The organism is Prevotella koreensis (assembly GCF_003977605.1).
GTDB classification, from domain to species: domain Bacteria; phylum Bacteroidota; class Bacteroidia; order Bacteroidales; family Bacteroidaceae; genus Prevotella; species Prevotella koreensis.
On sequence record NZ_RYYU01000001.1, the window covers coordinates 689,584 to 708,315 of the forward strand.

The 18,732-nt window shown below is 41.5% G+C and carries 16 protein-coding genes and 2 pseudogenes; 5 read left to right on the plus strand and 13 right to left on the minus strand.

What is annotated here, in order from left to right:
• The first annotated feature begins 137 nt into the window (after positions 1 to 137).
• From EHV08_RS02975 to EHV08_RS02995, 4 genes are all read left to right on the plus strand, one after another.
• Complete coding sequence (locus tag EHV08_RS02975) at positions 138 to 407, plus strand: helix-turn-helix domain-containing protein (protein WP_126677892.1); 270 nt, start codon at positions 138 to 140, stop codon at positions 405 to 407.
• A 3-nt stretch (positions 408 to 410) separates the two neighbouring features.
• Positions 411 to 725 (plus strand): helix-turn-helix domain-containing protein, encoded by a 315-nt coding sequence (locus EHV08_RS02980; RefSeq protein ID WP_126677893.1) that lies wholly within the window; start codon positions 411 to 413, stop codon positions 723 to 725.
• Positions 713 to 1,219: a DUF3408 domain-containing protein gene (locus tag EHV08_RS02985; RefSeq protein WP_126677894.1), complete on the plus strand. Its 507-nt coding sequence runs from the start codon at positions 713 to 715 to the stop codon at positions 1,217 to 1,219. The genes EHV08_RS02980 and EHV08_RS02985 overlap by 13 nt, the downstream gene beginning before the upstream one ends.
• Before the next feature lie 207 nt (positions 1,220 to 1,426).
• Positions 1,427 to 1,870: a plasmid mobilization protein gene (locus EHV08_RS02995; RefSeq protein WP_112199763.1), complete on the plus strand. Its 444-nt coding sequence runs from the start codon at positions 1,427 to 1,429 to the stop codon at positions 1,868 to 1,870.
• On the opposite strand, the gene EHV08_RS03000 is transcribed toward EHV08_RS02995, so the two are convergent.
• The 9 genes and pseudogenes from EHV08_RS03000 to EHV08_RS03040 all read right to left on the minus strand — a co-directional run.
• Positions 1,865 to 2,344 carry a hypothetical protein gene (locus tag EHV08_RS03000; RefSeq protein ID WP_112200199.1) on the minus strand — a complete coding sequence of 160 codons (480 nt, stop codon included), beginning with the start codon at positions 2,342 to 2,344 and terminating at the stop codon, positions 1,865 to 1,867. The two genes, EHV08_RS02995 and EHV08_RS03000, sit on opposite strands and share 6 nt — an antisense overlap.
• A gap of 1 nt (position 2,345) precedes the next feature.
• Complete coding sequence (locus EHV08_RS03005) at positions 2,346 to 4,565, minus strand: peptidase domain-containing ABC transporter (RefSeq protein WP_112199764.1); 2,220 nt, start codon at positions 4,563 to 4,565, stop codon at positions 2,346 to 2,348.
• 32 nt (positions 4,566 to 4,597) lie between these two features.
• A complete protein-coding gene (locus EHV08_RS03010; protein ID WP_317125805.1) occupies positions 4,598 to 7,048 on the minus strand; it encodes an outer membrane beta-barrel family protein in 2,451 nt (816 codons plus the stop codon).
• Positions 6,972 to 8,441: a radical SAM/SPASM domain-containing protein gene (locus EHV08_RS03015; protein ID WP_158676040.1), complete on the minus strand. Its 1,470-nt coding sequence runs from the start codon at positions 8,439 to 8,441 to the stop codon at positions 6,972 to 6,974. Before EHV08_RS03015 ends, EHV08_RS03010 begins: the two co-directional genes overlap by 77 nt.
• 508 nt (positions 8,442 to 8,949) lie before the next feature.
• A complete protein-coding gene (locus EHV08_RS03020) occupies positions 8,950 to 10,089 on the minus strand; it encodes a beta-ketoacyl-ACP synthase III (protein WP_099984709.1) in 1,140 nt (379 codons plus the stop codon).
• Between the two features lie 7 nt (positions 10,090 to 10,096).
• Positions 10,097 to 10,393: pseudogene (locus EHV08_RS03025) on the minus strand (TetR/AcrR family transcriptional regulator); the annotation flags it as partial.
• A 210-nt stretch (positions 10,394 to 10,603) separates the two neighbouring features.
• Entirely contained in the window at positions 10,604 to 11,479 is an 876-nt protein-coding gene (locus EHV08_RS03030; protein WP_158676041.1) for an IS3 family transposase, read from the minus strand.
• An 8-nt stretch (positions 11,480 to 11,487) separates the two neighbouring features.
• Positions 11,488 to 11,691: a hypothetical protein gene (locus tag EHV08_RS11610; RefSeq protein WP_006255059.1), complete on the minus strand. Its 204-nt coding sequence runs from the start codon at positions 11,689 to 11,691 to the stop codon at positions 11,488 to 11,490.
• Between the two features lie 217 nt (positions 11,692 to 11,908).
• Positions 11,909 to 12,250: pseudogene (locus tag EHV08_RS03040) on the minus strand (TetR/AcrR family transcriptional regulator); the annotation flags it as partial.
• 565 nt (positions 12,251 to 12,815) lie between these two features.
• Here EHV08_RS03040 and EHV08_RS03045 point away from each other — a divergent pair.
• Complete coding sequence (locus tag EHV08_RS03045; RefSeq protein WP_238987997.1) at positions 12,816 to 14,417, plus strand: helicase C-terminal domain-containing protein; 1,602 nt, start codon at positions 12,816 to 12,818, stop codon at positions 14,415 to 14,417.
• Positions 14,418 to 14,495: 78 nt separating this feature from the next.
• On the opposite strand, the gene EHV08_RS03050 is transcribed toward EHV08_RS03045, so the two are convergent.
• From EHV08_RS03050 to EHV08_RS03065, 4 genes are all read right to left on the minus strand, one after another.
• Entirely contained in the window at positions 14,496 to 15,563 is a 1,068-nt protein-coding gene (locus tag EHV08_RS03050; protein ID WP_097646958.1) for a nucleotidyl transferase AbiEii/AbiGii toxin family protein, read from the minus strand.
• Positions 15,560 to 16,270, minus strand: coding sequence for a DUF6577 family protein (locus EHV08_RS03055; protein ID WP_126677899.1), 711 nt, complete (start codon positions 16,268 to 16,270; stop codon positions 15,560 to 15,562). Before EHV08_RS03055 ends, EHV08_RS03050 begins: the two co-directional genes overlap by 4 nt.
• Positions 16,271 to 16,366: 96 nt before the next feature.
• On the minus strand, positions 16,367 to 16,675 hold the full coding sequence (locus tag EHV08_RS03060; protein WP_025068443.1) for a helix-turn-helix domain-containing protein: 309 nt from the start codon (positions 16,673 to 16,675) through the stop codon (positions 16,367 to 16,369).
• On the minus strand, positions 16,663 to 18,729 hold the full coding sequence (locus EHV08_RS03065; RefSeq protein ID WP_126677900.1) for a bifunctional DNA primase/helicase: 2,067 nt from the start codon (positions 18,727 to 18,729) through the stop codon (positions 16,663 to 16,665). Before EHV08_RS03065 ends, EHV08_RS03060 begins: the two co-directional genes overlap by 13 nt.
• Positions 18,730 to 18,732 lie beyond the last annotated feature (3 nt).

Genomic DNA, 18,732 nt, shown 5'->3' on the forward strand with positions numbered 1-18,732 from the left:
TCTATTTCCCTGCTTATCCTCATTTCTTGCAGCGGTGCTTCCGAGGGTTTACTTTTGCACTTGATAAGTACGGCAATGGACTGCATAACAGTTTGTTTGCCGAGTAACAATAAAGTAATCAAAACAAAATTAAGGCAATGAAACTCATTATCATCGACCGCAAAGCGTGGGAGCGACACCACTCTGAATTTGCAGACTTTATCCACAGTATCGAACAACTCATCGGCAATCCGCCTGAAACGGACGAATGGCTTGACAACGAAGCCGTGTGCAAGCGTTTGAGCATCAGCAAACGTACCCTGCAATCATACAGAGATACGGGAAAAATCCCTTTCTCAATGATTGGACACAAGTGCTATTACAAGGAGAGCGACATCACGGAGTTATTGAACGCAAACAATGAATGAACTATGGCGGAGAATGAAATCATTACGCAGGAAGACCCTCAGATGCAGTTGTTTTCACAACTGATGGAAGGAATATTGAAGAAATTGGAGCGTTATTGCGCCACAGCCCGTCCGATGTTGGGCGGAGAGGTTTACCTCACTGGCGAGGAGGTTTGCAGCCAATTACGGCTCAGCACACGCACGCTCCAAGAGTACAGAAATGCAGGAACACTTCCTTTCTACAAAATCGGAGGGAAGATACTTTACAAGCAGAGCGACATACAGACAATGCTTGAAAGGCATTATAACGCAATACCCAAGAAATTATGGCAAGAATAGATGAACAAAGGAAACAACGTCTGGAACAAGCCCTTCGAGATATGGGCAATTATGGCGTTAAGCTCCGCAAGCCCGAAGAATTGCCCGATTTTGACCAGCCGATAGATTATGAGGAGGAAAAGAAAAGATTTGAGCCTGTTAAAGTTGAGGAACAAAATGACAAGAAGAGTCACGAGGACTATTCTCAACCGTCCTATCAAGAAACAGAGTTGTCACCAACGGAAAGGGCTACTTCTACCGAAGAGAATCATCAACGAATGGGAAAAACAAAGGACAGGAAGCAATTATCCGAGTTTCAGGGGAAATATCTCCAGCCCTTTCGCAACAGCCACCGCAAAGCCGTGTATGTATCAGAGGAAACTCAACGAAAGTTGGACTTCGTGGTGAGGAAAATCGGTGAGCAGGGAGCAAGCGTTTCAGGATATGTGGAGCAGGTGCTTCGAGAACATCTCGACCAATACAAAGATGATGTGGAAAGATGGCGGAAACTCTGAAGTACTGCATTCCTCGAATGCAAGCCTACGCTGAGTTACTGTATTCAATGAATGCAGTAACACGGCATGGGCTTATAATCCCATTTTCTACATCAGCAAGGTGTGTCTTTGTGACACAAACTGCCGTTTGTCCCACAAAGACCCTTGCCCCGAAAGGGGGAATAAATCACTCCAAAGTCGTAATTAGAGAAACGAAAACAAGAGAATATGGCAAGTGATAATTCAAGGAAAAGAGTACCCCAAAGGTATGGTGATATGCCCGACAAGTGGGACGACTGGCACGTCCGCCTGCCCGACCCGAAAGACCAACTTCGGGTGATAGACCTCTATCACAAGTCAGGCTCAAAGTCCAAGTCAGAGTTCGTGCGTGCAAGGTTATTAGGAGAGCATTTTAAGGTGATAACGGTGGACAAGTCCGCTGTGGAGTATTACCGTAAGCTCTCCGAACTCACTGCCGAAGTCCATAAAATTGGAGTGAACTATAATCAGGTGGTGCGCTTTCTCCACATCACCGAGAGGGAAACAATGACACAAACCCTGTTGCAGGAGCTTATCCGCTTGACAAAAGAACTCACCGCCCTACAAGAGAAGGCGGTGAGTTTGACGATTGATTATCGAGAGAGGGATGATAAATGTCCGACTCCATTATAATTCCCCAAGCATTTTTTGTAGGAGATTACCAGATGAGTGTACTATTTGAAAGTCTACAGTTTGGGTTTCCACTGATTTTATTTCGGCTGACTTAAAACGACAGAGGGCTTCCTGACGTTCCAAAGTGTCACGTACGATAAAAAGGTCTCGTAGCTGCCCTGCGAACGTTCCATAGGGCGATTGCAGATAAATTATTTGTCCGTTTATATTTTCGAGATGTTTGTTCTCGAATCGAAGCAAGATGGCTATCTCTATGCTGTCGGTTGGAGTGTTATTTATTTCACGCACAGTAGCCGTTCCATAATAAACCTGCTTGTAGGGCAGGAAATAGGCTACAGCAAAAAGGCAGAGTAACACCATTCCGATGGCGGTAATGCCATAACGGATAAGCGAGGAGGGTATCTGTCCCACGATACTACGAACTTTTTCGCTACGCAGTTCAAAGCTCCGTTCTGGTTTCTTTTCTTCTTTCATATTAGTTGCCAAGTTCTAATTGATTCTTTACTAAGGCAAAATATTTACCACGTTTGGCAGTCAGTTCCTCGTGTGTACCTACCTCTACAATTTTACCTTCATCCAAAACTACAATTTGGTCGGCATTGCGGACTGTGGAAAGACGATGTGCCACTACTACAACTGTTTTTCCCTTGTAGAACTCCGAGAGGTTTTCTGTAATGGCTCGTTCATTGTTGGCATCGAGGGCATTGGTCGCTTCATCCAGAAAGACAAACATTGGATTCTTATAGACTACCCTTGCTATCAAAATGCGTTGTCGTTGTCCCTGACTGATACCCTGTCCGTCCTGTCCTATCATCGTGTTGTAAGCCAAAGGCAGGGCTTCTATATAGTCGGCTATGTTTGCTACACGGGCAGCATGACGGATACGTTCGATGTCGGGCTCATCGTCAGATATGGCGATGTTTCTCGCAATGGTATCGGAGAAGAGATATCCCTCCTGCATCACCGCACCGCATTGGCTTCGCCACCAGCCGAGGTTATATTCACTTAAATTGGCATTGCCTATCTCAATGTTTCCATTCAGTGGCTCATAGAATCCCAAAAGGAGTTTTACGAGCGTTGTCTTTCCGCTTCCACTCGCTCCCACGATTGCCGTTACCTTGCCGTTGGGAATAGAGAGGTTGATATTCGATAGAATATCTTTCGGACTGTAGATATCATATTTGAAGGATAGGTCTTTTATCGTGAGGGAATGTCTTTCGGTGGTCTTGTCCGTATAGGCGGTACGTGTCCGTTCGACATTTTCCTCGTTGGTCTCGGTGTGGATTTCGTTCATGCGGTCAAGGCTGATGCTCACGTCCTGCCAAGAGTAGATGAACTGGATGAGTTGTTCTACGGGACTGTTGAGTTGTCCTATAATGTACTGTACTGCCAGCATCATACCAAGTGTCATACTGCCATGTATCACGGCAGTGGCAGCAAGTACCGTGATAAGTATGTTTTTTACCTCGTTGATGGTAATGCTTCCGGCTTGTTGTACTTGCTGAAGATTGAGTGATTGCAGATTAACTTTGAATAGATCGGCTTGCACATCCTCCCACTCCCAACGTTTGCGCTGCTCGCATCCCTGCAGCTTGATTTCCTGCATTCCATTGATGAGCTGGTAGGTAACGTTACGGTTTCGCCCTGCCTGCTCAAAATATTTATAGTCGAGCTGCCTGCGCTTTTTGAGGAAGAGGATAATCCAGACTGCGTAAAGCGATGTCCCAAATAGGAAGACAAGGAATATTCCGAGATTATAGACCGCAAGCACAATGCCAAACACAAGGAAAGTGAAAAACGAGAATAATAAACTTAGACTGCTTGATGTGAGGAACTGTTCTACACGTCGGTGATCTTCAATGCGTTGCAATAGGTCGCCCATCAATTTGGTATCGAAGAACTTCATCGGCAACTTCATCAGTTTAATAAAGAAATCCGAGATAAGCGAGATATTGATGCGCGTGGAAATGTGCAAGAGTATTTTGGAGCGAATGAAGTCAATGGCTGTACGACTGAAAAGAAGCATCATTTGAGCCAATAAAACCAGCCACACGAACCCAATGTCCTTTCCTCCGATACCCGTATCCACAATGGCTTGTGTGAGGAAAGGAAAGACGAGTTGCAGGAGCGAACCGAGCAACAAGCCAAGTATCAATTGAATGAAGAAGCGTCTGTACTTCCTGAGGTATTTCCAAAGAAATTTTACGCGGTTCTGAGTCGGAATAGTTTCAGTATCATTTTGTACATAGAACTTTTCTGTCGGTTCGAGAAGAAGGGCAATACCTTTCTCCTCGCCGTTGGTCTTAGTACTCACCCAATGCTCGCAGAATTCCTCCTTGGTATAGGTTATAAGTCCTTTTCCAGGATCTGCCACATAAACTTCATATTGATTACCTCTGCGTTTCTTTATCTTATAAACAACCACAAAGTGGTTCTGGTTCCAATGAATGATGCAAGGTAAGGGTACTTCTGACGTAAGCGTGTCAAAACTCAATCGACCACCGATAGTTTTAAAGCCAATCTCCTCTGCCGCCTTACTAATCCCGAGGAGAGAAACACCTCCCTTACCGAGATCGCAAGTCTTTCGTATAGCTTCAATATTGGGGTGTGTTCCATAGTGCTTGGCAATCATTACCAAACAAGAGGGACCACAATCCATTGCATCACATTGTTTTGCAAAACTATAAAAAATCATACAATAGAGTTAAAAGCAAAGTTAATGTTGCACTACAGCCTATTCAGTATATTATCCAAACTCTTTACTTTATTCTTGCGAGAAGTCTTGTTGACATTGTATTTAAGGTAAATAGAAAAATATCGCGAGTCTGCGTTGTTTCTTTGTAAGTTGTTAATGTTTAAATACTTGACTTCCCAATCGGAGTTTTCGGTACGAAAAAGGTCGTTGCAAGCAATATTCAGTTGCATTCTCTTATCAAAGAAACTGAAAGTAATGCCAGTGCTGGTGCTGAATGCCGGATACTGTTTAAAGACGGTATCTTCTGTCTTTCCGGTATAATTCATTCTCACGTAATAGTTTATATTATCCCGTAAGCGATAGTTATAATTAACCGACACATAGACAGAGGTAAAAAAACGATGTTTTTCAACCTGTAAATTGTCTAATTGATTTTTTTGCGCTAACAGTGCACTGTGGAAACCTATCTGATGCTTTCCAAATCGTTTCGTCAGGTTTGCTCCGATGCTTATTTGATGGTTCTTCGCTATATTGACAGGAATTACTTTAATCACTTGTCGGTTGGCAGCATCAGTCATCGGTACTTCCTGTATTTGGTTCCTTATGAATGAGTATTCCGCATAAAGGTTCAAAATATTGTCGTACAATGCACTTAATGAGAAATTGTTAAAGTAAACCGGTTCCAAATTCGGATTTCCTATTCTATAACTATACTTGTCGTAATAGGTTATGATGGGATTTAATTGTTGATAAGAAGGAAGGTTCATCTTTCTGTCGTACGTCAGGGAAAGGTTCCATTTGGAAGACAAATTTACCTCCAAAGACATAAACGGGAACAGACTGCTAATTCGTTTTGTTTGTTCGGCATATTCTTTCGTATCTTTATATTTCAGCCAAACCGTTTCGTATCTGATACCTGCTTGAAGCCCAAATTTATTTAATTGCTTTTTCAGGTTGATGTAATATGTAATCTGTTGTTCTTTATGTTCTCCCTCGTTATTTATCGCTTTCGCCATTTCCGCGTTATTATAGGAAAAGGTATTGTTCGTCAAGTTCATATAGTCTAAGCCCAGATTTCCGTCAAATGAACGCCAAAGTGTGCCCACATAGTTTAGCTGAGCCAGATAAACGTTATAACGCCCTTTATAAATTATGCAAAACTCATTTGTTTTTTGTTTGTTGGAGTTCTTGATTGTTTGGTTGTCATCGGAAGATTGATATATGTAGTCAAGATTTAATTCTAAATGACTATCTTTCAATACCGGCAGATTATAGAAGAGGTTCAACCGATTATTCTTTTCATTGTAATTTGGTGCAATCTCTGTGAATATCTGTTCGTGCAAGCCGGGTTCAATATATTCTGTAGTACTTTTGTTAATCAGCTTGTTTCCCGCATAATAGAAATCATCATATAGCTGCAAGTAGTGGTTGTTGCTGAACTCATATTTAAGTCCAAACGAAGCATCAAAGCCTTTTCGTTTGTTTTGTATTGACTGCCGACTAATGTATTGGACATTATTCTCTACATTTTGTGTTTCCACAGTGTAGTAATTCAAATCGTTACGGAAACTCGTGATAACTCCGCCATTAAGTGTTATTTTATTTGATGCGAGATAAAAGTTGGCGTTTTCTGTATTGGAAATTTTCCTACCTACTTTCGTTCTTTGGCTTATTTCCACAGAATTACCACTGCGCTCCTTTGTGGTAATTCGCAAGACAGATTTATACTTGCTGTTATATCGCACGCCTGCATTTTTCTCAAGAGCAACTGTTTTAATAGAGTTAACATTTAGGTTTTCTATTTCTGAAAATGAAGATACTACACGATTATCTATCAAAATGAGCAGATTGTCTTTGCCAATTAGTTTTATGCCGGAATTATCAGCTATAACTCCCGGCATATATGCTAAAACATCAATAGCGGAAATCATATCGGCAAGCGGAGTCCCCTCAACTTTCATCGCTAATGAATTATTCGTTCTCTTCCAAATTTTATGAGAAGCCGTAACTGTAACTTCGTCCAAGAAAGTTTCACTGCGTAGAAGCTCTACTCGCAAATGGATATTCTGGTTGGAAGTAATTGTAAAGGGGACTCTCTGTTTTTCATAGCCTACACATGAAACTTCCAAGAAGTAGTTGCCAACATCTATCTTGTCAATCACGAAGGTTCCCAATTGGTCTGTTACTGTTCCGGAAACGAATGCAGAATCTTCCACATTTTTAACCATCACATTACAATACTCTATCGCATTGTTGTCATGCTGTACTACTCCCGAAACCTGCTGTCCATAAGAACTCTGTATAGACAACAAAACAAGAACTAATAAGCTTACAAACTTCATCTCCCTACTTAATATAGAGAAGATGTTTTTGAAAATACGAGAACTTCTCATTCGAAACATAAAATTACAAATAAATATCATTGTAGACATTTGGAGCATGAGGACAACTAGGGTCTGGATAGTCCCATTTGTCTGTTCCATATGCCGCAATTACTTCTTTCCAACATACTCCACCTGACTGTTGCCGACAAATTGTGTATACTTTACAAGTCTTACAAGCGCTTTCGTCACTTATGTCTTTTTGAGGTAGGTTGTATAAATACTTAGCTTTATCTGAAGTCCAAATCTCAGCAAGAGAAGATTCTAATACATCTCCAACAATAAATTTAGAGTTCCAATAAAGTTGCTCACATATAGTAACTTTCCCATCAGGCAAAATGAATAAGTGAGAATAATTTGCAGTACAAAGAACCCTATTTTCTATAAAATCATTATTCTTTTTCTTCTGACTTTTATTTGCGTTATTATACAAGCTATTTGCAAGAACTCTTATAGGATATGATTGAGATTTTATATAATCATATATCTCTAATAAATTGTGTTTAGTGACCTTATATTTTTCAAAAGACTTTACTCCTTTTGGCATAGAATATGTAGCAGGATCTATACGCCATAAATCGATATTCGGATGCTTGAACAATTCTTTTTCCAAGCTTTTAATATCTTCTATGGAGTTATTATCTCTACAAATAATGGTATGTATGACTGTCTTGATATTGTATTTATCTAAATAGTCTAAGGTCTTTATTATATTTTCATGGTATTTACTCGTAGAGTGTACAATTTTGTCTAGATTTGACGGGACTAATGTATCTAAAGATATTTGTATATCTCTGACTCCTATCGAAGCTAAAAAATTCACATCTTCTTCATTCAAAGGTACTTTTGTCGAGACGAAGGGGTTGAATTTTTTTGAATATAGTTTAGCAAGGATTTCCTTCCAATGTGAATGGGCAAACACATCTCCTCCAATGATATCAAAACCTCTCATTTTTAACTTATATGCTTCATCTATAAGTGACATTATTCTAGAAAGAGGGAGTTCTTTATTACAATGTTGTTTTGTTGCATAGCAATACACACAATCTGTTTTGCATCGAGTTGTAAGCATAAGGGTAACATCGGTTATCATAGAATGCCTTCCCATTTTCAAGTCTAAAAAATCATACTTGAAATCATTTGGATTATACAGCCGAATATTCTCAGAAGTAGTATTTTCAACCCCAACAAGAGTGTATTGAGGGAAATATATATACTTCTTTCCAAGAGAAACAATTACAGGTTGCTCATTATTTATTAACTTTGATACAAAGTTGGAAATCTTACCCTTATCAACATTTAAATATTGAGCGGCATTATCTATGCATAAGTCTTTCTCCTTTCCGTCAAAGAATGACAATATCATCGCATGGATAGGATGTATTACTGATTCTAATTTCTCATTATTCTTTGCTCGAAAAGGATCTGCAGTTAAAAGTAAAGCTTTACCCTTTTCGGGTTTCAACATATATTCTGGGTTCAAAATTAGTTTCATACTTATTCTAAGTTTTAGTGCCACTGCACCAAAAGTGATATTCGATGCAGTGACATATGTTATAATTGTTATAATTAAGTGCGTGTTTGGCAACTTTGAGTTTTGTTGCATGAACTACAGCCACCCCATGGGGCTTGTATTGTAGAATTCTCACTGTGGTCTACAGCACAACCTTCAGAGGCGACTCCGCCCTCAAGTGTTTGCATTTCTGCATCTAATAACAAATCTGCATCTAACGTTATTTTTCTATTATTAATTGTATCCATATTTGTATAATTCTATGTTTTTTCTACTCATGTCGCTTTTCGAATCCGCGTCCTTTTTTTCATACAGTTTTCCGAATTGATCGGTAAGGATATTGCTGCACTGTAATCAATTTTACAGCTTCCAAACTATTAAGTTTGTGTGTTTAATTATCTGATTGCATATCCTTGATTTTAATGAATACTTAACTTCTATATATAAAGCTTATCGTGTCCTTGCAAAAGAGCGATAAGTTGGTTCTCGCCTATTCTACAGTAAGTAATACTGTTCCATATGAGAATCTTCCACTTTCGGGAACGAGGAGAAGTATCTTGTTTCCACGTTTTATACCTTTTGTCCTTATAAATTCTTCCAAAGCCACATAAATGGCAGCGGAACCGATGTTGCCTACAGAAGTTAGATTTGTAAACCATTTCTCTTTTGTCAGGGCAATGTTACGAGCAGCAATTTCGTCATTTAATTTCTCATAGAAAAACATTGATGATACATGAGGTATGACATAATCTATCTCTTCTGCTTTTACATGATGTTTGGCAAGTACGGTTTCGATATGGTCAACCCAATACTTGATAATGTATTTCTTTAGCTGCCGAATGTCCTGTTTGCCCACAAGTACGGCACGCTCCTTAATCTCATCAGGAGAGAACTCCTTCCAGCTTTTGAGCCGTCCGTTTTCTTGCAACTCTGATGCCATAAACATACAGGTGGGTAGTTCGTTGGCATAGGAAGTCATATCGACCCATTCGATTTTGAGAGAACATATTCCTTCGGGATGATCTTGCACCAATACCGCTCCTGCACCATCAGAAAGCATAAATCGCATAAAATCCTTCTCAAAAGCCATATAGGGGTCTTTGTCAGGATTGTCATGTGTAGCTTCATACTCCGGGTCATAAAATTTGGATACCAATGCAGGTGAAGTTAATTCTGATGCCACGCATACAGCTTTTTGATGCAGTCCTGCAAGAATATTGCTATAGCATATTTTCAATGCCTGCAATGAGGTAAGGCATACACCTGCAGAGGAGAATATTTCCATAGGATAGTTGGCTAATTCTCCGTGAACCATAGACGCATGGGAAGGAAGCAGTTGGTCGGGTGTACTTGTTCCACAAGCCAATAGGGTCAGGTCATTTGGAATTTGTCTATTCTCAAATAGCCCACATACGGCCTCCTTTGCCAACTCTGCATTCGAGTGTGTTAGGTTTTGGTTTTTGTCCAACCCGTAATATCTCGTTTTGATGCCATTTTGTCTAAGGACAATGGAACGAACCCTTGACGGATTTCCACCAATTTCCCCGATATAGTCCTCCATTTCCTCATTGGCGATGGGAGAATTAGGAAGATATGCCGATACGCTATTGATATATGCTGCTTTTTTCATAGGAATATTATTTGGTTATTAAATAGTATATTGTGTATATTTGCTCTTTCAATTCGGAAATAGAAAGTTGGCTGCTCAATGCACTTCTGTATGACAATCCAAGATATATATTTCTAATGGAAGATATAATCTTTTCTGTTTCCACAGTTTGAGTAATCTCTCCTTTCTGTTTGGCAAGCTCTATCACCTCTTTCCACTCAAGGCTCTTTCTTTTCTCGTATTCTTGAAACTTCTCTTTCCAATCCGGATAGTTGTCTTTCAGATACAGGATAAATGACATGAAATTGGCAGGAGTGTAATGTCCTAGAATTAGTTGACAACTTTGGTTTCTTAATTTCATTCTTCTTTGACAAGTTTATTTGCTAAGTTCAGCTAGGCTTGTCTTGTTCTTTTCTTAACTACATAGTTAGTTGACAGTTGTCTTCTAATTGCAAAATTAATCTTTTATTTTCTTGTTGTGGTTGTTTCTACCTCCTTCTTTTATTGTTTGACTTAATAATGTGTGCCGATGAAGTTATGCCGTCAACCTTCCGACTTCTTCCATTGGCGTTCTCATCTGCAGGCTCTGATGCGGTCTGAACGTGTTGTACAGGTCGATGGCTTTCTTTGTAAGGCGCCTGACCTGCTGCAGACTTTTGTCTTCTGTACTGAAGAGCCATCCGTTCTTGAGCGTATTGTTCATCCTCTCGGCCAGGGCGTTGTGTAATGGGTCTCCGGTTTGTGTCATACTTATTTGTATTCCAAGAGATTTGAGTTTGTCGACGTACTCATTGCAGCAGTATTGCACGCCGCGGTCGGAGTGGTGTATGAGTTGCGAGAGTTCGACATTATACTTTCTGTAGAAATCGATGGCCATAGAGAGGGCTTTCATCGGACCTTGTCTCTCAAGGGTCGGATGCAGGCACCAGCCCACGATCAGACGTGAAGCGGCATCGGTTACCAAGGAGAGATAGGCCCAACCTGAAGAGGTTGCTACGTAGGTGATATCCGTAACGCACAGCTCGCCGAAGCGGGCGGGATGTAGCTTGGGCGTTGTGTTGAGAAGGTCTTCATAGATGTGGTAGTGGTGATTGGAGTTGGTCGTCCTTGGGCGTTTGCGACGGCGAAGGCACAGACCATTGGAGCGGAAGAGCTCATAGCATTGGTCGCGCCCGATGGTAAACTTATCTGCATATTTGCGACGACATAGCTCGTAAAGGATGCGTATGCCGGCCTTGGGTAAAGAGGTGCGGAGCTCCTGCGCATAGAACACGATGCTGCTGCGCAGGACGTCCAACTCCAAAGAGCGATCCACATGGCGATAATATCCTTGTCTGCTTATGCCAAGATAACCGCAGAGTAAACTGACAGGATGAGTTACCAGCTCCTGTCTTTCTTTTCCCTGCGACAAGGTCTTGATTACTTGGCAGCGGAGTTTTTTCGTATGCGGATGTTGTATTTCTTCTCGGCAAGATCGATCATCGTCTTGTTGGCCAAACCATAAAGTTTTTCAACGGCCAATTCTTTTTCAAGACGTTTGATTTCTTTTTCATGAGCCTTACGCTCGCGTAAAAGCTGCGCTTGGAGCTCTTCGAGCTGAACGGGGATATCTTCTTTTTTCATAAGATATGCTACTGACGAGACGTCGGGTGAGCCATATTCGGTATAAATACGATGGAATGTGCTTAAAGGGATACCATGACGAGAAGAGAACTCTTGCAAGGTTAAGCCACTTGTTACATACTGATGTAATAACAGTATTTTCTCTGATTCATTGTACTGAGACATAAATTTTACTCCTTTTTGATTTAGAAAGTGTCAACTTATTCAGTACACTACAAGTGACTGTGCCTTTTGTCATTATAAAAAATGATTTCATACGGCGACCGATGTTTTCTACACGATTATCAATGAAGTCCTTTAATGGTGTCGAGCTTGTAAGTTCAAGAAAGTCTGTAGCATCATTGGTCAAGAATTCAAATACAAACCTATCAACGGCATGATTGAATATATCCTCCTTATTCTTGAAGTGATGAAACATATTGCCACGAGAAATGCCGGTCGCTTCCACTAAATCCGAAAATGATACTGCTGCGTAACCTTTTTTCAGAAATAGCCTGAACGATTCATTAAGGATAATGTCCCTTTTGCTTATGCTTTCTTTAACTATTTGTTTTTCCATTATTTCATACTTGCTAAATTCAAAACAGAACGTTTGTTCCGTGCTTATAAGTGCAATATTATGCAAATTATTTCAATCCGCCAAATATTTCGGGGGATTTTTCTCCAAAAAGTTTTATTTTTCTCTCTTTATCTCACTTTACAGTGTAAAATAATTGATTATGAGCCTTTTTGATAGCATAATAACAACGCTAAAACTTGAACAAATGACTTCCAATAGAATTAGATGTGACTAATTTAAGGTGTACCTACAATTTATTTCCGTAAAAGCACACTGTTTTCATCAGAAAACATTATCTTTGCACAATCAATTTAAGTGTTCTTTGAGACATTGCAGAATAAAGAAAGAGGAAGAAACTCGCTCGTTTCTTAGTCGTTCACCTTATTGTCAAATATATTCTGTTTTCTATTAGTAATCAGCTGATTACATTCACACCCATTACTTTTATGCGGAGATTTGCGATTTTCGTACCGCCAAAGACATCGGTATCGACAGACCGGAGAAGAATGAGATACTGCATAACATACCGCCAACACCCGAGCAGGAAGTTTTTATCGGCAAGCTGATGGAGTTTGCCAAGAGTGGCGATGCCACAATCTTGGGACGAGCGCCACTGAGTGAGAGCGAGGAAAGGGCAAAGATGCTGATTGCAACAGACTATGCTCGCAAGATGAGCCTTGATTTACGCATGATTGATGAAAATGCGTACTCAGATCATATTGACAACAAGGCAAGTCACTGTGCCAAGATGCTCAATGACTATTACCAAAAGTTCGACGCACAGAAAGGAACGCAGTTCGTTTTCTCTGATTTAGGTACTTATAAGCCCGGTGGAGACTTCAATGTCTATTCGGAAATCAAGCGTAAGCTGGTAGAAGACTATCATATCCCATCCTACGAGATACGCTTCATTCAGGAGTGTAAGAACGAGAAAGCCAAGAAAGCGATGGTGGATGCCATGAACCGAGGCGACATCCGTATCATCTTCGGTTCTACTTCCATGTTGGGCACAGGTGTGAACGCACAGCAGCGGGCAGTCGCGGTCCATCAACTTGACACGCCGTGGCGACCATCGGATCTGGAACAGCGTAACGGACGTGCCATCCGTAAAGGAAACCTTGTTGCCAAAGAGTTTGCGAACAACAAGGTCGATGTGATTATCTATGCCGTAGAGCGTTCCTTGGATAGCTACAAGTTTAACCTGCTGCATAACAAGCAGCTGTTCATCAATCAACTGAAAAGTAACCAGCTTGGTTGTCGCACCATCGACGAGGGCTCGATGGATGAGGACAGCGGCATGAACTTCTCAGAGTATGTAGCAGTGCTTTCAGGCAATACCGACCTTTTGGAAAAAGCAAGATTGGATAAGAAGATTACTACCTTGGAATCAGAGCGCAAGAGCTTCCTTCGTGAGCGTGATGCAGCAACGGGGAAATTGGCGGAGATTGAGAGTTCCGTGTCCTTCCATACGGATAAAATCAAAGAGGCACAGTCTGACTTAGCTCTTTTTGAGAAGCGTGTGGAGCGTGATGAGGAAGGCACACCTATAAATAAACTGACAATCAAAGGTGTGGAAGACTGTACTGACATCAAGACTATTGCTGCACGTTTACAGGAAATAGACGAAAAAGCTCGCACCAAAGGAGAGTACAACAAAATCGGTGAGATTTATGGGTTTTCCATCATGGTCAAGACGGAGAGTACTTCAAAAGACTTGTTTGACTGTTCGGTGAACCGCTTCTTTGTGAAAGGGCAGGAGAGTATCTACTATACCTATAATAATGGTAAGTTGGCAACAGACCCGAAACTTGCCTGTCAGAACTTCGTTAATGCCTTGGAGCGTATTCCAAAGGTGATAGAATCGCACGAGAAGGAAATGGAGAAAGTAACAGCCAATAAGGATGTTTACATTACTATTGCAAACAGCTCGTGGAAAAAAGAGGACGAGCTTCGCTCACTTAAAAGTGAAGCTGCGGAGCTGGACAGAAAGATTGCACTTACACTTGCTCCACCTGATGAGGAAAAAGATGAAACGGAAGAAAAGGAGCAAGAAGAGAATTTACCCAACAATAATTATTCTGCCAAAATAAAAAATGAAAACAACCCTGTCCAAGATAAAGAAGAGGATAGCCGGTTACAGAGTTTCAGACCCAAGTGGAGACACTAATGGAAGTGTATTTGTAATTATTTGTCGAGCCGGTTAGATTTTGGCAATAAACGAGTATTATTGCCAAAATTTAACTGGTTATTTTTGTAATAGTTCGCTTGTCTTGACCCAATAGAAGAAAGCTTCAGGTAGTATTTTCTTCAATTTGTTGAGTTTATTATTGACGGAAGGAGACAATTCCATGGCAAGTATGGTGTTTGGATTTCCATCGTATTTCTCAATTCTTGTGCTTGATTTTTCTATTGAGGTAGCAAGGTAAGCCGCACGAGCCGAATCTACGATAGCTTCTTCTATGCGATATTTCCCTTTGTAGATGTAGCCGTCTATTTTCTTAATGCCACTTTGCAGCATTTTGAAATCACCTTTACCCATCTGCCCTCTAGTGCCCAGACACAAGGCGGTCTCCCTAATATCCTCATAAATGAGTGACAGTTCAGCGGGTAAGCCCCGATATTGCAATTCTATTTTCCCGATTTGGGTGAAAGTATCCTTAGTGTGCTGAAAGTTACCGGAATGTTCAAACAGCCTGCCTACATCGTATAGCTGCTTGATGATTTCCAGTGAGCAATCCCTGTCTCCCTTGATATAAGGAATGCCAGAGGTATTGGGAGCAAATGCCGTAAGTTTATCACCGAGAATATCATCAGCGGATGGCACGGTTACCTTCAACGGCTCATCGTCCAATTCTATAAAAGGTCCTTTAATCTCGACTTCTTCAGTAGCGTGATATTGTAAATCCTCGTACAGGACATCAAGCAGTATATACGCAGGTTTATCATCGTTCTTATAAGCGATGTGATAAAAGAATTTCGAGTGACTCTTGGGAATATTCGTGTCCCTCTGCTGCCGTTCTTCAAGGGTTTTGGATATGAACCCGAACTTTTCTATATCTTTCAGATAGGGCTCAATATCCGTCCCGGGCGGGCAGATAATGTCAATGTCTATGGATAGTCGGTGAGCGGACTCACCCAAAATAAGCATCAGAGCCGAACCACCCTTGAAACAGAAAGGGCAACCGGACAATCTCAGCATCTCCAACAGGTACATTGCCCTGATGACTTTCTCTATCAGATTCAGGTCTTTATACTTGTTACGCACAGAAATGGATTTTATCCACTCGGCGGTCATACATTCTTTCTTGATCATACAAATTCCTTGATATATTTTTCTATTTGCGGTTTAATATTGCGCCGTGAGGCATATCGCAGTAACATGCCAATATTCACATTATAGTTGGCAAAGGCATTCTGCATCATGTACAAGGACTCTTGACCTTGCAGGTAGAAGAAATCCCTGTCACATTGGATATCAACCAAGAGTTTCTCAATTCTTGGTACATTTATGCCGTTTACTTCCTGTATGGGCGATTCTGAAACAAGAGGCTTCACAATAAAGGATCTTTTGTCCAACCGGATATAATCGGACATAATATCCTCCTTTGGCGAAAGGAAACTGCGTTCGTGCATATCCTGTACAAAGTGGAAAATGGTTTCAGTGGCATCACGCTCCGTTTCTATATAGATATTGTTGTTGTACGACAGGTGATGCTGCAAGTCAGACAGTATTTCACCGTTATAGACACAAAAGTCCAATAAGGGATATACCGCTTTTAATTTCTTATACAACCGAATGGAGTGAGCATTAGGAACAGGACGGAAAATGATTTTTGGGGTTGTCGTATATACTCCTTTGCTTATTCTGAATATTTTTTTTTCGTCCAACAACTTGCGTAAATGCCAGGACAGCATCTTCTTGGAAAGTTCAATCTTCCCGGAAAGATACTCAGACAAGTCATTCGTCTTGAATTCCTTATTGGCGTTTGCAAAATCTACAATGATATTACTGACATTCATTCTGCTATCATTAATGGTTCGGTGCAAAGATAGTTAGATTTTGGCAATAAAACAAATATATTGCCAAAATCTAACATGTCGGTATACTGCCTGCCGTTACCAACCATCTCGTTTATGCAACATTTCATCTATCTCTTCCCGAAGGAAAAGCAATCGACCATTGGCTTTGAGGTAGGGTATTTTCCCTGCCCAAACCCAGTTGTAAATGGTCTTTTGTTCCACCTTCAAAATTTTGGAGACATCTATGATATCCAAGTATTCGGGTTTCAATGGAGGGTGAACGGTCGTATCTACTTCCTGTTCCCGTAGGACAAGCAGACGGTCGAGCTTGTCTTCCATATTCTTCAGTTTATCAAACAGGCGTTTCTGCCATGTATCTTCTGGCTGTTGATCTAAGTATGGCATAATTCTCCTTTTTGATAGTTACCACTTGTATCTTGTATCAAAATACGCTGCTCCTTCATATAGGCAATATATTTCTTTGCGGTCCTGTCCTTGATTTCCATCTCTCGCATCAGAACCTCACAAAGTTCTTGGTAAGTGAGCTTGAAAGAATTTCGGAAGGCTTCTTTGACAACGCCAATAAGCTCATCAGTCTTGCGCTTTTCCTTGTCCTCCTTGGACTTCTCACCACGATAGACGTGCATGCCCTCTGTCTTATCCCAGCCGAAAAGCATCATCGGTACGTCCAACGGACTTCCGTCACGGACTTTCAATGCCTTCACCACAGAGTATTCGGGATTGTCGTCTTTCTCAATGGAGAGAATACCGGCCGCCTTGCGTTGCAGTTCCGAGCCTATATGACCACGGAGTTTGATACCATTCGGTACGAAGTGCAGCACGCAGATGATACAGGTATTATAAATCCCCGCCAAGCGATAAAGCTCGTCCACAATGGCAATACTTTCCGTTTCATCGTTGGCGGAACGTATTAAGTCGGCTATTCCGTCAATCACCACAAGATGGATGCCTCCATGCCTGTGATGGAACAAGTCCATACTCTCGCGGATAAGCTTCAGCCTGTCCTTGCGGGACAGAGAGGCAAGATACAGGGAATGGCAAAACTCCGGTACTGCCGTCAAAGAAGCCCTACGCAGTGTCTTACCCAAGTTCTTGTGCAGCTGTGCCTCGGACTGTTCCGTGTCATAGTGCAGGACTGCCAAGCCTTTGGGATTGGCGGTAATCTCCAATCCCAAGGTATTCTCTATCGGCAATCGTTTTTCTCCCAACGCTCCGGCAAGGATGGCTCCGACATAGTTGCTCTTGCCTGTCCCCTCACCTCCGGTAATGCAGAACAGGTTATCCTGCGTGCCGAGTGGCACACCGTTTACTGCTACTACTGATTTGGAAATGTCCGGTGGATTCTCATAGTCAATCTCACAGGAACGTAACATCATCATGGTTTGGCTGTATAGGTCTGAGAACATCTTGGCAAGCAGCTCTTTCAGTTCCTTTGCACCGTTGCCCAAGGCAAAGAAATCTGAAATGTCTTTTTCAGACTTCGTACCACTTAGCGGAAGTGAAAGGTTCAATACTTTGTATTCTGCCAGATGTTCTGCTTGTCTGTGACTCTCGCGTACGCCTGTCTCGTCAGCATCATACAGAAGTATGATATGCCGAAAGCGAAGCTGAAGGCTCTCGATGATGCTTGTCGGTATCTGTGCCGTTTCACTGTTGAAGCAGATTGCATTGAAGCCGTGTGCATACAATGAGAGTACATCCTTTTCCCCGCCTGTAATGAAGAGCATATCTCCTTTGGCAGGAATCTGCTCCATTCCGAAGCAATAGGTGGCAGGCATCCGCCCACCATAAAGAAAGCGGATTTTCGGGCTGTGGGGACGGTATATTTTGACATACCCGTTTCCGATATAAGCAAAGATAGGTTCCGTAGGTGAGCCATAAAGTTCAAATTTTCTTCCATCAGAAGAAATACTCTCATAGCGTTTAAGACTCCGTACCCGAAAAAGGCGGAGTGTATCCTCATGGATGCCATAATGCCCCCAATAGTTCAGCAGCCCATTGTCAAATGGCTGTATCTCGAAACTGTATGGACGTTCTTCCTTACTTTCGGTAATGTCAGCCTTTGAACTTGGGATGACTAGACTTTTCTGAATCGGCGTAGCAATTTTGCCCTCGCTACACCTCTCACCGTCATACAAAGAATACAGTCCCAGTTCTTGTACGATGATTTTCAAGACTTTTGGGAAATCGGTTTTCAGGTTTAGGCTGTGCAAGGTTGCCACAAACCAGAAACAGTCTCCTGAATAGGCGGTATCGCCATGATCATAGAACTTATAGGATGAGCTCTTCCTGTCATAGAAAATATGACAGGAAGCCCGCCTGTCATCATAGAAAGGACTGCGGAAGTTGCGATGAAGGTTCACCTCAAAACCAAGGAAATGGGAGAACACGTTCAACCCTCCTTGTGTAAGCAAAAGTATTTGTTCTTTATCTATCATACT

Bases quoted from the DNA above. Each gene is read 5' to 3' on its own strand.
- EHV08_RS03010 (WP_317125805.1), bottom strand. From the start codon at position 7,048: ATGGAACAGACAAATGGGACTATCCAGACCCTAGTTGTCCTCATGCTC.
- EHV08_RS03050 (WP_097646958.1), bottom strand. From the start codon at position 15,563: ATGATCAAGAAAGAATGTATGACCGCCGAGTGGATAAAATCCATTTCT.
- EHV08_RS03005 (WP_112199764.1), bottom strand. From the start codon at position 4,565: ATGATTTTTTATAGTTTTGCAAAACAATGTGATGCAATGGATTGTGGT.
- EHV08_RS02985 (WP_126677894.1), top strand. From the start codon at position 713: ATGGCAAGAATAGATGAACAAAGGAAACAACGTCTGGAACAAGCCCTT.
- EHV08_RS02995 (WP_112199763.1), top strand. From the start codon at position 1,427: ATGGCAAGTGATAATTCAAGGAAAAGAGTACCCCAAAGGTATGGTGAT.
- EHV08_RS11610 (WP_006255059.1), bottom strand. From the start codon at position 11,691: ATGAAAAAAGAAGATATCCCCGTTCAGCTCGAAGAGCTCCAAGCGCAG.
- EHV08_RS02980 (WP_126677893.1), top strand. From the start codon at position 411: ATGGCGGAGAATGAAATCATTACGCAGGAAGACCCTCAGATGCAGTTG.
- EHV08_RS03060 (WP_025068443.1), bottom strand. From the start codon at position 16,675: ATGCCATACTTAGATCAACAGCCAGAAGATACATGGCAGAAACGCCTG.
- EHV08_RS03055 (WP_126677899.1), bottom strand. From the start codon at position 16,270: ATGAATGTCAGTAATATCATTGTAGATTTTGCAAACGCCAATAAGGAA.
- EHV08_RS02975 (WP_126677892.1), top strand. From the start codon at position 138: ATGAAACTCATTATCATCGACCGCAAAGCGTGGGAGCGACACCACTCT.
- EHV08_RS03015 (WP_158676040.1), bottom strand. From the start codon at position 8,441: ATGAAACTAATTTTGAACCCAGAATATATGTTGAAACCCGAAAAGGGT.
- EHV08_RS03065 (WP_126677900.1), bottom strand. From the start codon at position 18,729: ATGATAGATAAAGAACAAATACTTTTGCTTACACAAGGAGGGTTGAAC.
- EHV08_RS03000 (WP_112200199.1), bottom strand. From the start codon at position 2,344: ATGAAAGAAGAAAAGAAACCAGAACGGAGCTTTGAACTGCGTAGCGAA.
- EHV08_RS03045 (WP_238987997.1), top strand. From the start codon at position 12,816: ATGGAGTTTGCCAAGAGTGGCGATGCCACAATCTTGGGACGAGCGCCA.
- EHV08_RS03020 (WP_099984709.1), bottom strand. From the start codon at position 10,089: ATGAAAAAAGCAGCATATATCAATAGCGTATCGGCATATCTTCCTAAT.